Origin of the sequence: Polymorphobacter sp., assembly GCF_051860865.1 — a bacterium.
Classification (GTDB): Bacteria; Pseudomonadota; Alphaproteobacteria; order Sphingomonadales; family Sphingomonadaceae; genus Sandarakinorhabdus.
In genome coordinates, this window is record NZ_JBIMKZ010000003.1 from 18,381 (window position 1) to 32,440 (window position 14,060).

Below are 14,060 nucleotides of genomic sequence, written 5' to 3' on the forward strand. Positions count from 1 at the left end.
TCTGGTGTAGCGGACAAGGATCTTGTCGCGCGCAATCTTGGCCAGTTCGGAGAGCGGGCGGTCGCTGGGATAGATCAGGCACGCGGTGCGCTCGATCGTCGGCTTGGCCGCGTCGATCCGGACCATCGCCGATTTTTCGCCGAGCTGCGCCATCTCGGGCGGTGACAGCAGCAGAAAATCATGCCGCTTGATAAGCACCTGCCCCAGCATCGGCGCATCGGAAAACAGGAACGAGCTCGGCGGCTTCCGCCCGGCTTCCAGATAGGCGGCGATCACCGCATCATGGGTGTCCCTGCGCGCATAGGGCACCAGCCAGCTTTGGTCCTGCATATCCTCGAGCGTCACCCCGGCCTTGCCGGCCAGGGGATGGTCGGCACGCGCGACAACGAAATCGGTCGCCTTGAACAGCACATGCTGCGCCAAATTCTGCATCCGGTCGATCGCCGTCACCGGAGAACCGGCGACGAGATCGAGTTCGCCGCGCTGCATCCGCTCGATCAGCTGGTCGGTATAGTTCTCGACCACGGCGATCCGCACATCGGGCCGCTCGGCCAATAGCTCCATCAGCGTTGGCGCCAGCATCTCGTCGGCCATGGTCTCGCCGATGCCGATGCGCAGCCAGCCGGTTTCGGCTCGCTTCGCGAGGCGCACGGCCATCACGGCGCGGCGCTCGTTGATCATCAGCGTGCGCGCATATTCTTCGAGGATCATCGCATATTCGGTGGGGCTGGTGACGCCGCCGGGCTCACGATCGAAAAGCTTGGCGTCGAGCTCGGTCTCGAGCTTGGTGATCGAGAAGGCAATAGCTTGCGGCGTGATCTGCATCTTCTTCGCCGCCCGGGCGAAGCTCTTCTCCTCGATCACGGCGAGGAAGCGTGAAACGTTGATCAGATCCATCGGCCCAGGCCCCCCGGTCGGCAATTTGCCGATCCGGAAAATGGCAGCATCTCCAGTACCCTGCAACGCGATTTGCAGGCTTTGGCCGGTCCGGTCGGTGCCGGTTTGCTGATGAGACTGCCCGTCACGATCATGCCGTCGATGTGTCATGGCAATCGATCAAAGGCAAATTTTTTTTGTTGATATAGATCAAAAGACATATAGAGTTGGCGTCTGTCATAGACGATTGTCACAAAAGGGGGACGCGATGATGACCGATCCGTTGCGGGTGAAGCTGTTGTGTGGCGTGGCGTTGGCCATCGGCCTGAGCCAGGGTAGTGCGGCGCTGGCGCAGCAGGCCGCGGACGAGGCCGTATCCGGCCGTCTCGACGAGATCATCGTCACCGCCCAGCGCCGATCGCAGAACATTCAGGACATCCCGGTTACGGTCAGCGCGCTGTCTGCCGACACGCTCGCCCAGCGTCAGATCGTTCAGACCATCGATCTCGCCCGCAGCGTGCCGAACATGGTTACCGCCAACAACGTGTTGCTCGGCACTTCGGTCACCTACTTCCTGCGCGGCTCGGGCAGCACGGAATCGATCGCCACCTTTGACCTGCCGGTCGGCACCTATGTCGACGAAGTCTATATCTCGCGCCAGAACGCCAACCAGATCGCCCTGTCCGGCATCGAGCGGATCGAAGTACTGCGCGGTCCCCAGGGCACGCTGTTCGGCCGCAACACCACCGCCGGCGCCGTCTCGATCATCAGCAAGAAGCCCAACGACCGTCTGTCGTTCGAGGGCGAAGCCAGCTACGGCTCGTTCAATCGTCGCGCCATCCAGGGCGCCGTCAACGCGCCGATCACCGACACTTTCATGATCCGCGCCAGCGCCTTCACGGTCGAGGACGATGGCTGGCTGAAGAACCCGGGCACCGAGAACCTCAACAGCGAATCCTCCTGGGGTGGGCGTCTCGCTGCCCGGCTGCTGCCGGCCGACTACATCACCTGGGACATCTCGGCCCAGTGGATCAGCGCCGAAAATACCGGCCAGGGCGTGCCGGGCGTCGTCAAGCCCGGCCCCGCCGGGCCTTTCACCGTCTATCCGGAATCGGCGACCGGTGACTTGCTCGTTGGTCGCTACACTGACCGGACCTGCAAGCCGCAGGGCCCGATCCAGAGCTGGGCGTCACAGGGATGCCTCTACAACGGCGTTGAATCGACGCTGCTGATCTCCAATCTCGCCGTCGATACCGGCGTCGGCAACCTCAGCTTCATCACCGGCTATTCGCGGATCGAGCAAAAGTTCAACCTCGACAATTTCGCGAACACCAATCAGCCGGTACTTGGCGGTGGCTTCGGCTCCAACTTCTACCTGTCTAACGATGGCCTGCACGAGCAGTTCAGCCAGGAAGTGAAGCTGGCCGGCAATACCCTCGACGGCAAGCTCCAATATGTCACGGGCCTGTTCTACCTGAACGAGAGCAACCGAACCGCCGTGATCGACACCGTCGACCTGCTCGGCGTCGGCCCGACCGTGTTCGGGGACCGCATCATCGAGAACGGCACAAAGTCCTTCGCCGTCTATGGCCAGATCGACTATGAGTTCGTGCCCAACCTCTCGCTCCAGCTCGGCGGTCGCTATACCACCGAGACCAAGGACTTTGCCGTCAACGGCCTCGCCTTCGGCGCGCCGCTGGTCACCGCCGATCTCGCCGCCGCGGGCATCCCGCTGGAACTGAAGGTCAAGCGCTTCACCCCGCGCGTTGCCCTGCAGTTCAAGGTCACCGAGGACACGCTGCTGTTTGCCTCGTTCACCCGCGGCTTCAAGTCCGGCGGCTGGAACGCCCGCGCCTTCGCTGCCTCGGGCTTCGTCTCCTTCGATCCCGAATATGTCACCTCATGGGAACTCGGCGCCAAGTCTGACTTCTGGGATGGCCGCGCGCGGATCAACGCCACGCTTTATCGCGCCGAATATTCCAACCTCCAGGTGCCGGGCATCCTGCCGGTATCGACCGACTTCATCACCGTCAACGCCGCCAGCGCCCTGGTCCAGGGGCTCGAGGTCGAGGCGAGCGTCCAGCCGGTCGACGGGCTCACCTTCTTCGGCAACCTAGGCCTGACCGACAGCAAGTATCAGGAACTGACGCCGGCCGCGATCGCCGCCGCGCTCGGGCCCAAGCTGCAGCGCACCCCGGAGTTCACGGGCCAGGCCGGTTTTGTCGGCCGGGTGCCGATGGGCAGCGACCACGCGCTGAGCCTCGCCGCCGACATCCAGTACACCAGTGCGTTCGAGACCGGCCCGTCCAACACCTTCGTTGGCCGCGTCGATGGCCAGGCCACCGTCAATGCCCAGCTGAGCTGGGAGCTCCCCGGCGATAATTGGGAGTTGAGTGTTGCCTGCAAGAACTGCACGAATAACGTCTATGTTGTGCAGGAACTCCTCGGCCAGCTGTTCACCAACCAACCGCGGCGGTTCACCGCCACCGCGCGCTTCCGCTACTGACGCCTAGATGGCGACGGCACCCGATACGGCACCGGACGGCCGCGCGGTCGCCATCCGCGTGCTGTTCGTGGCCTTCGCCGCCTGGCTGCTGACCAATATCGATCAGTCGCTGTTCGCCTATGCAGTGCCGCAGATCCGCCAGGCCTTCAATGTCGATCTTGCCGGCATCGGCACCATCATCTCGCTGTCTTTCATCGCCGGCATGTTCATCCCGATCGGCGTCGGCATGCTCACCGATCGCTACGGCGCGCGGCGGACGCTGCCGCTCTGCCTCTGCCTGTCGGCGCTGCTGGTCGGCGTGCAGGGCCTGCTCGTCGATGTCACCGCCTTCACCGGCGCCCGCGTCGCCAGCTTCGGGCTCAGCGCGGCGCTGTCGCCAATCACCTCGGCGATCGTGCTCAGCGCCGCGCCGGTGCGGTGGCGGGCGATGATGGTGGCGATCCTGCAATGCGCTTATCCGCTGGGCTGGCTGATCTCGTCGCTGATCGTCGCGCCGCTGATCGAGCAACTCGGCTGGCGCCCGCTCTTCTATGTCGGGTTCATCATCGCGCCGATGGGTCTGTTGCTGGCGGCGCTGTTGCCGCGCGGCCTGTTCGGCCCGCAGCCGCCGCGCCCGGCCGGTGAGGCACGGCCCTCGCTGCCCGTGGCGGTGCTGTTCGATCCGGCCCATCGCCGTACGACATTGCTATGCGCCGCCGCCTTCTTCTTCAATTCCGGCGCCGTTGCCGCCACCGCCTTCTACCTGCCGACCTTCCTCAACGAGGTGCGCGGCTATGGCCTCGGCGATTCCGCGCTGATCGTCGGCATCGGCTACGGCGTCGGGGTGATCGGCTATATCGGCTCGGCGCTGGTCAGCACCTGGTGGCTGACCCGGCGGGACACCATCGTGCTGTGGAATCTCGTCGCTGCGGCGCTGTTCCTGGTCACCATCTGGCTGCCGACGCGCTTTTCGGAAGACATCATCGCCTTCGGGCTGCTCAGCATCTTCTATTATGGCACGGCGGCGATCCTGATCACCTTCGTCCTCGAATCCTTCCCGGAGCATCTGCGCGCCACCGCCGCCGCCGTCTGCGGCACCGCCTGCGTCAGCGCCAGCATGGCCAGCTTCCCCCTTCTGGTGGCGCATCTGGTGCCGATGCTCGGCTGGACGATGACGTTCAGCTTGATCGTCGTGCCTTCGCTGCTGCTGTCGGCACTGGCCATTGCCGGGCTGCCGCGCGGCTTCGATCCGCGCCGGAACCGTCTTTTGAACCATGGAGAGCAGGATGCCCCTCGAGCTCAAGCATGATCTGAAGTTCACGCCTGATCGGGACAGCGCCGCCCGGCAGGATTTTGTCTCCAGCCTGCGCGGCTTCATCCTCAACGACCTCGCCGCGACGATGAAAGCGGACTATGGCGCCCGCGTCGCTCCGGCGCTGACCCGCAAGGCGGGGGACCAGCCGCTGGACCAAGACATGATCCACAAGGCGATGCGCCGCAACGACGTGTTTCAGGTTTACAGCGCCGCCCGCTACAACGCCCAGGAAATGTCGTGGCGCTCGGTCATCCCCGGCATCGCCGCCAACATGCCGCATATCGTCGACACCGCTGCCCGGCTGTCGAGTGAGCCGGTGGGCTCGCTGGAACTCGATCCCGCGCTCGACATTCCCGAGAATGTGGTCGGCCTCGATGTCCATCTGATGCCGGGCGGCTATGTTTCGGACGATCCGCTGCTCGCCGGCGCCGTCTATGATAACGGCCTGACCGTGTTCACCGCCGGCATGATCGGTCCGCATATCGATGATATCGGCCAGTCGATGGCGCGCCACATCCGGCACCGCTTTCCGGAACTCGCGCCTACCCATATCCTCGATTGCGGGTGCACGATCGGCCATCACACCGTGCCGTGGAAGCAGGTCTTCCCGGACGCCGAGGTGCACGGCATCGACGTCTCCGCTTCGGCCCTCGGCTACGGCCATGCCCGCGCCGAGAGCCTCGGCGTGCCGATTCATTTCCACCAGATGGACGCCACCGCCATGCGCTTCGAAGACGGGATGTTCGACATCCTGTTTTCCTCGCAGTTCCTCCACGAGCTGTCGCTGAAGGACATCCGGGCCTATTTCGCCGAGGCGCATCGGGTGCTGAAGCCGGGCGGCCTGCTCGTCACCATGGAGCTGCCGCCCAACCGCTTCCTCGATGCCTATGACCAATTCTATCTGGACTGGGACTGCTATTATAACCGCGAGCCCTATTACCGGCAGTTCCGCGATGCCGATGTGCTTGAACTGATCAAGGGCACCGGTTTCGAGGCTGACGACTATTTCCACTTCACCGTGCCGCAGTATTTCACCATGAGCGAAGCCGAGTTTGCCGCCGACCTGGCACAGGACCATGGCTTCGATGACAAGGTCGGCCGGCTGAGCAAGTCGTTCCGATACTTCGGCTTCGGGCTGCGCAAATGATCGATCGCAACCCCGACATCATGGCGCTGCTCGAGCGCGCCCCCGGCAAGCGCCCGCACTTCCTCGAAGAAGCGTCGCTCGATCACATGTTCACCATGATCATCGAGCTGGCCTCGCAGACCTGGGTGCTGCGCGAACGCCTCTATGCCCATGAGGCGCTGGACGGCCGCCGCGAAGCCGTCGAGGCCTGGCAGCCCACCACCGAGCAGGCGGCCGAACTGGCACGGATGCGCGAGGACATGCTGCGCGACCTGTTCCGCACCGTGCTCGCCCGCGTGCCCGGCGACAGCATGCCGGACCATACGGCCGACCCGCTGCCGCCGATGTAAAGCCTCAGCCCGCCGTCTCGAGCGGCGGGACTTTCGCCCATTTCTTCTCGAACGCCCAGACGTCCTCGAAGCCGATCAGCGTGTTGAACTCGGAAAAGTTGAACATGTCGCCCGGCGCCTCGGACGGGATCTGCCCGCGCTTCAGCGTCGCCAGGCTTTTCTCCACCGCCGCCGCCGCGCTCAGCGCGGTCATCGCCGGGTAGATGGCCAGACTGTAGCCGATGGCCTTCAGTGCCTCGGGCGTCAGGATGGGCGTCTGGCCGCCATGTGCCATATTGGCCATCATCGGCGCGCGTACCGCCGCACAGGCGGCGCGCATCTCGTCCTCGCTGTGCAGCGCTTCCACGAAGACAATGTCGGCGCCGGCCTCGGCATAGAGGTTGGCGCGGGCGATGGCGGCGTCGAAGCCCTCGGGCTGGCGGGCATCGGTTCGTGCGATCACCAGCATTGCCTCCGGGCTGCTGCGCGCCGCGCAGGCGACGCGGACCTTCTCGGCCATGTCCTGCGGCGCAATCACCCGCTTGTTGGGCGTGTGCCCGCACTTCTTGGGAAATTCCTGGTCCTCGATCTGGATCGCCGCGACGCCGGCGGCCTCATAGCCGCGCACCGTGTGATGGACGTTGAGCAGCCCGCCGAAACCGGTATCGGCATCGGCGATGACGCCGGCGTTGACCGTCCGGCACAGGGTCGCCACCCGGTCGAGCATCTGGGTGTAGCTGACGATCCCGGCATCGGGCAGGCCATAGCCCGAGGCGGTCAACCAATAGCCCGAGGCATAGACGAAATCGAAGCCGATCTTGTTGGCGACGACCGCCGAGATCATGTCGTACAGGCCGGGCGCGGCAATGAAATCACCGGCGTCGAGCGCGGCCTTGAGAGCGGAACGGGTCATCAAGCGGTCCTGTTGTTGAGCGACTGGAAACTGGCAAGCTGGGCCGGCGTCAGGTCGATCCACGGCGTTTCGCGCGCCTGCCGCGCCTCGAACGCCTCGATCGCCGCGCCATGATGGGCGAGGATCTGGGCGGTCTCGTCCAGCCCTTCGCGTAGCGTCTCGCGGTCATGCTCGGCGACCGGGAACGGCAGGGGCTGTTCACCGTCGATGGTCAGCATGCAGGCGTCCAGGTCGACGCGGATCGTCGTGCCGGCTTCCGCCGCTGCCAGCACCCGGGCATGGCCGTCGGCATCGAGGCTGATCGGCAGGATGCCGTTGCGCACGGCATTGGCCTGGAAGATTTCGCCGAAGCTCGGCGCGACGATGCAGCGGACGCCGAGGTCATGGAGCGCCCATACCGCATGCTCGCGGCTCGATCCGATGCCGAAGCGCGGGCCCGCGACGAGGATCTGCGCGCCCTTATAGGCCGGTTGATCCAGCACGAACGGCACCGGCCCGTGCCGGGACGCATGGAAGGCGAATGGCCCGAGTGCCCGGTCGAGCCGCAGCAGGAACTGCGCCGGCAGGATCATGTCGGTATCGATATCGGCCTGAGGCAGTGGTGCTGCCACGCTGGTCACCGTGGTGAACTTATCCATGACTCGTCTCCATCAGCGTACGGACATCGGTCAGCCGGCCGGTCACCGCCGCCGCCGCCGCCATTTCCGGGCTCATCAGATGCGTCCGACCGTCCGGTCCCTGCCGGCCCTCGAAATTGCGGTTGGAGGTGGAGGCGCAGCGCTGCCCCGGTTCCAGCCGGTCCTCATTCATCGCCACGCACATCGAGCAGCCGGCATTGCGCCACTCGAACCCGGCGTCGAGGAAGACCCGATCCAGCCCCTCGGCCTCGGCTTCGGCCTGCACCTGCGCCGATCCCGGCACCACCATCGCCGACACGCCCGCCGCCACGCGCCGGCCACGCGCCACCCCGGCAGCGCGGCGAAGATCCTCGATCCGCGCATTGGTGCACGAGCCGATGAACACCCGGTCGATCGCAATGTCGGTGAAGGACGTGCCTGGCACGAGGTTCATATAGGCCAGCGCCCGCTCGACCTGCTGGGCCCGCGCCGGATCATCGGCCGGGTCAGGCACCTTGCCGGTGATCGGCGCGCAATCGGCCGGAGTCGTTCCCCAGGTGACGTGCGGCGCGATTTCCGACACATGGATCTCGATGTCCCGGGCGAAGACCGCACCGTCGTCGGACTGCAGCGTCCGCCAATAGGCGACGGCCTGGTCCCACATCGGCCCGGCCGGCGCCAAGGGCCGGCCCTTCAGATAGGCGAAAGTCACCTCATCGGGCGCAACCATCCCGATCCGTGCCCCGGCCTCGATCGTCATGTTGCACAGCGTCATCCGCGCTTCCATCGACAGACCGGCAATTGCCGACCCGGCATATTCGATGGCATGGCCGCGCCCGCCATCGACCCCGATCAGCCCGATGACATGGAGGATGATGTCCTTCACCGTCACGCCCGCACCCATCTGGCCGTTCAGCCGGATGCGCATCGGCTTCAGCCTGTCCTGCTGCAGGCACTGGGTCGCCAGCACCGTCTCGCACTGGCTCGATCCGATGCCGAAGGCCAGCGCGCCGAAGGCGCCATGGGTTGAGGTATGGCTGTCCCCGCAGACCAAGGTGCAGCCGGGCAGGGTGAAGCCCAGCTCCGGCCCGATGATATGGACGATGCCATGCCGCGGATCATCCATCGGGATATAGGGCAGGCCGAAGCGCGAGACATTGTCCTCCAGCCGCTGCAGCTGCAATGCCGCCAGCGAGCCGGCAGGCGGCTTGTGGCCCGGCCGCGTCGTTACCGCGTGATCGGCGACCGAGAGGTGCCGGTCGGGCCGGCGCACGGTCCGCTTCTGCAGCACCAGACCCTCAAACGCCTGCGGGCTCGACACCTCCTGGACGAGGTGGCGGTCTATGGCGATCAGCGTCTGGCCATCGGGCAGGTCGGCGATGCGGTGCGCCTCCCAGAGCTTTTCGTAAAGGGTCAGCGGCATGGCATACCTTCGGCAAATTCATTGACGGAGGCGGTCTGAATACGTATTCATACGCGCTGTGGCAAGCGGGAGAGTATGATGCGGCTTGGGGTGGATGTCGGCGGCACGTTTACGGATCTGCTGCTGTATGACGATGCCAATCGCCGCACCTATCACGCCAAGACGCCCTCGACGCCGGAGGATCAATCGAAGGGTGTCGCCGCCGGGATCCGGCTGATCTGCGAGCGCGCCGGTATCGCGCCTGCCGACCTCGCCCTCGTCCTTCACGGGACCACCGTCGCAACCAATGCCGTGCTGGAAGGGCGGGGCGCCCGCGTCGGCCTGCTGACCACGGCCGGTTTCGAATATGTCCTTCATCTCGCCAAGTCCTGGACGCCGGGGCCGCTGTTCGGCTGGATCGTCATGGACAAGCCCGAGCCGCTCGCCCGCCTTGCCGACACGCGCGGCATTCCCGAGCGGATGAACGCCCGCGGCGACGTTCTTACCCCGCTCGACGAAGCTGCCGCCACGGCGCTGATCGACGACCTCTGCGGCTCCGGCATCGAGGCGCTGACCATCTCGCTGATGCACAGCTACGCCAATCCGGCACACGAAATGCGCCTTGCCGAGATCGTTCGGGCCCGTTTTCCGTCTATTCCGGTTTCGCTTTCGTCCGAAATCCTGCCCGAATTTCGCGAATATGATCGCACCATCACCACGGTGATGAACGACTATGTCCGCCCGATCATGACCCGCTATCTGTCACGCATCGAGGACCGGCTCGGCGACGAGGGCGTCGCCGCGCCGTTGCACATCGTCCGCTCCGATGGCGGCCTGATGAGCGCCGCCGCTGCCGCTGACCGCCCGGTCCACACCGTCCTGTCCGGCCCCGCCGGCGGCGTCACCGCCTGCGCAATGATTGCCCGCCGCACCGGCCTGCCGCGGCTCCTCGCTTTCGACATGGGCGGCACCTCGACCGACGTCTCGGTGATCATCGACGGCAAGCCGGAAATCACCCGCTCCACCGAAGTCGGCGCTTTCCCCGCCAAGGTGCCGACGCTCGACGTCAAGAGCGTCGGCGCCGGTGGCGGCTCGATCGCCGAGGTGGCACCGCTGACCGGCTCGCTGCGGGTCGGCCCGCGCAGCGCCGGCGCCATGCCCGGCCCGGTCGCCTATGGCCGCGGCGGCACCGAGCCGACGGTGAGCGATGCCAATGTGGTCCTCGGCTATCTCCCCCCCGTACTTCTCGGCGGTGACATGGCACTGGACGTGCCAGCCGCCGAAGCCGCCATTGCCACCATCGGCGACGCGCTCGGCCTCGCCCCCCAGCAGGCCGCGCAGGGCATCGTAGACATCGCCAATGAGGTCATGCTCGGCGCGCTGCGCACCGTTACCGTCCAGCGCGGTTTCGATCCGCGCGAGTTCGGCCTGGTTGCCTTCGGCGGCGCCGGGCCGTTGCATGGCAATGCCATGGCGCGGCTGCTCGGCTGCTACCCGGTCATCGTGCCGCCCAATTCCGGCGTGCTGTCGGCGCTCGGCTTCCTCGAGGCCGATTTCAAGAACGAGTTCGTCCAGACCTTCATCCGCCCGGCCGCCAGCGTCGATCCTGACCAGATCTGGCAGCGGTTCGCCCAGCTCGCCGGGCGCGCCACCGGCTGGCTGGAGACCCAGGCCGTTCCGCCCGCTGCTCGCACCATCGGCTACACGATGGACCTGCGCTACGAACAGCAGGGCTTCGAGGTTTCGGTGCCCGTCCCGGCGGATGCCGTTACACCCGGCACCAGCCTCGATGCGGTGATTGCCGATTTCCACGCCGTGCATGAGCGGCTTTACGGCGTGCGTTTCGCCGTCCCCGTCGAGCTGGTGGCGCTCCGCGTCGTCGCCACCGGCGCCACACCGCCGATGGAGAATGCGTTCGAAGGTGCCGCCACCGGCACGCTGGCCGACGCCGTCATCGAGACCCGCCCCGGGTGGTTCGACGGCGCCTGGCACGACACCCCGCACTACGACCGCGACCGGTTGGCGTCGGGGATGCGTGTTGAAGGCCCGGCGATCATCCGCCAATATGACTCGACCACCGTGCTGCTGCCCGACCACCATGCCAGCCTCGATGAACACGGCCATCTCCTGATCTGGCCCAATACGGGAGACGTCAAATGACCCAGGCTTCCACCACAGCGCCGATCGATCCGATCTCGCTCGACATCATCCAGAATGCGCTGGTCAACGCCCGCAACGAGATGGACAGCGTGCTCAAGCGCATCTCGCTGTCCCCGGTGATCCGTGAGCAAAATGATGCCTTTCCGATGATCTGCAACCAGCGCGGCCAGATGGTCGTCGGCCAGTTCGGCAGCTACATCCCCGGCGTCGTCGAGCAATATATGGACGATATCCACGAGGGCGATATCTTCGTCTGGAACGATCCCTATGCCTGCAAGGGCTCGATCTCGCACAACAACGACTGGTGTGTGATGATGCCGATTTTCCACCAGGGCGTGCTGGTCGGCTATTCATCGATGTTCGGCCATATGATCGACGTCGGCGGCAAGGTTCCCGGTTCGATGCCGTTCGATGCCCGGTCGATCTGGGAGGAGGGGCTGCGCATTCCGCCGATCAAGATCTATGACAAGGGCAAGCTCAATGACGCCGTGCTGGCGATCATGCTCAACAATTCGCGCACCCCGCATTCCAACCGTTCAGACCTGATGGCGCTGATCGCCGGTTGCAAGGTCGCCGCCAAGCGGGTCAGCGAACTTTGCGACCGCTTCGGCCGCGACACCTATCTCGGCGCGTGCGACCTGCTGCTGGCGCGCACCCATGCGGCGATGAAGGCGCTGATCGAGAAATACATCCCGCACACGCCGGTCAGCTTCACCGACTATGTCGATGACGATGGCCGCGGCAACGGTCCGTTCCGGATGACCCTGTCGATCTATCGGCGCGGCGACAAGGCGGTGTTCGACTGGACCGGCACCGCCGACCAGGCCGAAGGCCCGATCAATTTCATGATCCATGAGGGCCTCTGCAAGCTGTTCTTCGGCATCTACATGATCATGGCCTTCGATCCCGAGATGCTGTTCAACGAGGGCTTTTACGACCTTTTCGAAATCGTCCTGCCCGAGGGCAGCCTGCTCAACCCGCGCTTCCCGGCCCCGCTCGGCAACCGGCTCAACACCCACACGCGGTTCTTCGATTGCCAGGCTGGCGCGCTCGGCCAGCAGGCGCCGCACCTGTCGATGGCCGCAGGCTATGGCACCAGCCCGCACTTCATCTTTTCCGGCCATGATGGCGAGAATCGCTACTTCCAGCTGATGGAGCTGCTGTTCGGCGGCGTCCCCGGCCGGCCGCGCGGCGACGGGCTCGATGGCCATGCCTGGTGGCCATTGTTCAGCGCCACACCGATCGAATATATCGAGAATTATTATCCGGTTGTGGTCGAAAGCTATCGTCCGATCAGAGATTCAGGCGGCGCCGGGCTGCACAAGGGCGGCGCCGGTATTGAGAAGATCTACCATCTGCTCGAAGCCGGCGAGGTTTCGATTCACGACGACCGCGAGACCGTGCCGCCCTGGGGCATCAACGGCGGGCTTTATGGCGGCACCTCGTCCAAATGGCTGCACCGCGCCGGTGCCGCCGCACCCGAGCGCATCCCGTCGAAGATCGACAATCTCAAGGTCCAGCCGGGGGACCGTATCCTGTTCCGCACCGCCGGCTCTGGCGGCTGGGGCGATCCGCTCGACCGTGCGCCAGCGCTCGTCGCCCGCGATGTCGCTGATGACATCACCTCGCGCGAAAAGGCGCTGCGTGATTATGGCGTGACGCTCGGCGAGGACGGCAGCGCCGACATCGCCGCTACCGAGGCGCTGCGCGCCCGGATGCGCCAGTCCCGCGGCGCCCCGGCGCCGTTCAGCTTTGGCTTCGAGCCGGCGCAGGCGGCGGAATAGCTGCGGCCGGCGCCAATCCTGGCACCGTATCGCGCCAGATCAGCCGGCTCGGCACCAGCCGCTCGGTCGCCTCGCCCGACCGCCGCTGGTCGAGAAGTGCGAGCGTCTCGGCAACCATCTTGCCGACGGGCTGGTCGAGCGTCGTCAGCCGATAGGGCAGGCGGGCACCCTCGGGCAAATTGTCGAATCCCGCCACCATGACATCCTCGGGTACCCTCCGCCCGAGTTGATGACGGAAACGATCAATTGCCGCCATTGCCATGATATCATTGACGGCAAATACGGCATCAGGCAGCGCATCGTCCGCGCCATACGCCCGGCTGAACGCCTCTAATGCGCCATTATAGGTTGAGCCGCCCTCCAGCGCCGTGACCGCCGCCGCTGCGAGCCCGGCCTCAGCGAGCCCGGCAAAAAAGCCCTTGGCACGGTCCTGGCTGGTCGTCCCCATCGGGTCGCCCTTGATCAGCGCGAAGCTGCGTGCCCCGGCCGCGATGAGCGCCTGTGCCATCAGCCGCCCACCGCCGAAATTGTCGCACCGCACCACGGGCAGGTCGGCGCCGGGGATATAGCGGTTGAAAAGGATGATCGGAATGCCCCGATCCTCGCAGAGGCTGACCACCCGCGTCGACACCTGGGCGGCTGTCAGGATGATCCCGTCAACGCGAAAGCGCAGCACTTGGCGGATCGCATCGTCGCTGGTTGCGCCGGGCGCAACTGTGAAGGTCAGTGCTTGCTGTCCGCGCGCCTGGAGCGCCGCCAGGAACGCCCGTAGCACATGGATATAGAAGGGATTGTCGGTATCGCCGATGATCAGCGCGATTGTGTTGGTCCGCGCCCTCGTCAGACTGCTGGCAATCGAGTTCGGAATATAATCAAGTTCTTCTGCAGCTTTCTTAATTCGCTCCCGAAGTGCCGGAGACAGTGTTGCCCCTGGCGTGAAGGCGCGAGATACCGAGGCCTGCGATACGCCGGCCCGCTCGGCGACATCGCGCGACGTGATCGCCCGCCGCCGCATTATCGTCTGTTCGCCCGCTCCATGCCGAGAGGATTAGC

Annotated in this window: 11 protein-coding genes; 6 read left to right on the forward strand and 5 right to left on the reverse strand. The window is 65.4% G+C overall.

Going from position 1 to position 14,060, the window contains the following annotated elements:
- Positions 1 to 897 (reverse strand): LysR family transcriptional regulator (locus ACTIFJ_RS01135; protein ID WP_439532239.1); only part of this gene is annotated, 897 nt, incomplete at its 3' end.
- Positions 898 to 1,147: 250 nt separating this feature from the next.
- On the opposite strand from ACTIFJ_RS01135, the gene ACTIFJ_RS01140 reads away from it, so the two are divergent.
- From ACTIFJ_RS01140 to ACTIFJ_RS01155, 4 genes are read left to right on the forward strand one after another with little or no spacing between them, the layout of a single operon-like run.
- A complete protein-coding gene (locus ACTIFJ_RS01140) occupies positions 1,148 to 3,382 on the forward strand; it encodes a TonB-dependent receptor (RefSeq protein ID WP_439532240.1) in 2,235 nt (744 codons plus the stop codon).
- A gap of 7 nt (positions 3,383 to 3,389) precedes the next feature.
- Positions 3,390 to 4,670, forward strand: coding sequence for an MFS transporter (locus ACTIFJ_RS01145; RefSeq protein WP_439532241.1), 1,281 nt, complete (start codon positions 3,390 to 3,392; stop codon positions 4,668 to 4,670).
- On the forward strand, positions 4,648 to 5,823 hold the full coding sequence (locus ACTIFJ_RS01150) for a methyltransferase domain-containing protein (RefSeq protein ID WP_439532242.1): 1,176 nt from the start codon (positions 4,648 to 4,650) through the stop codon (positions 5,821 to 5,823). Before ACTIFJ_RS01145 ends, ACTIFJ_RS01150 begins: the two co-directional genes overlap by 23 nt.
- Positions 5,820 to 6,152, forward strand: coding sequence for a hypothetical protein (locus ACTIFJ_RS01155; RefSeq protein WP_439532243.1), 333 nt, complete (start codon positions 5,820 to 5,822; stop codon positions 6,150 to 6,152). The genes ACTIFJ_RS01150 and ACTIFJ_RS01155 overlap by 4 nt, the downstream gene beginning before the upstream one ends.
- Positions 6,153 to 6,156: 4 nt before the next feature.
- Here the strand turns inward: ACTIFJ_RS01155 and ACTIFJ_RS01160 are convergent, their stop codons facing one another.
- The 3 genes from ACTIFJ_RS01160 to leuC are packed head-to-tail and all read right to left on the reverse strand — an operon-like array spanning position 6,157 to position 9,084.
- A complete protein-coding gene (locus ACTIFJ_RS01160; RefSeq protein WP_439532244.1) occupies positions 6,157 to 7,044 on the reverse strand; it encodes an isocitrate lyase/PEP mutase family protein in 888 nt (295 codons plus the stop codon).
- Entirely contained in the window at positions 7,044 to 7,682 is a 639-nt protein-coding gene (gene leuD / locus ACTIFJ_RS01165; RefSeq protein WP_439532245.1) for a 3-isopropylmalate dehydratase small subunit, read from the reverse strand. Before leuD ends, ACTIFJ_RS01160 begins: the two co-directional genes overlap by 1 nt.
- Positions 7,675 to 9,084: a 3-isopropylmalate dehydratase large subunit gene (leuC, locus tag ACTIFJ_RS01170; RefSeq protein WP_439532246.1), complete on the reverse strand. Its 1,410-nt coding sequence runs from the start codon at positions 9,082 to 9,084 to the stop codon at positions 7,675 to 7,677. The genes leuD and leuC overlap by 8 nt, the downstream gene beginning before the upstream one ends.
- 78 nt (positions 9,085 to 9,162) lie before the next feature.
- Here leuC and ACTIFJ_RS01175 point away from each other — a divergent pair, with 78 nt between their 5' ends.
- Together ACTIFJ_RS01175 and ACTIFJ_RS01180 are read left to right on the forward strand one after the other, a co-directional pair.
- Complete coding sequence (locus ACTIFJ_RS01175) at positions 9,163 to 11,223, forward strand: hydantoinase/oxoprolinase family protein (RefSeq protein WP_439532247.1); 2,061 nt, start codon at positions 9,163 to 9,165, stop codon at positions 11,221 to 11,223.
- Positions 11,220 to 13,007: a hydantoinase B/oxoprolinase family protein gene (locus tag ACTIFJ_RS01180; protein ID WP_439532248.1), complete on the forward strand. Its 1,788-nt coding sequence runs from the start codon at positions 11,220 to 11,222 to the stop codon at positions 13,005 to 13,007. Before ACTIFJ_RS01175 ends, ACTIFJ_RS01180 begins: the two co-directional genes overlap by 4 nt.
- Here ACTIFJ_RS01180 and ACTIFJ_RS01185 read toward each other — a convergent pair.
- Positions 12,970 to 14,022, reverse strand: a complete 1,053-nt coding sequence (locus tag ACTIFJ_RS01185) for a LacI family DNA-binding transcriptional regulator (RefSeq protein ID WP_439532249.1) — start codon at positions 14,020 to 14,022, stop codon at positions 12,970 to 12,972. The two genes, ACTIFJ_RS01180 and ACTIFJ_RS01185, sit on opposite strands and share 38 nt — an antisense overlap.
- Between the last annotated feature and the right edge of the window lie 38 nt (positions 14,023 to 14,060).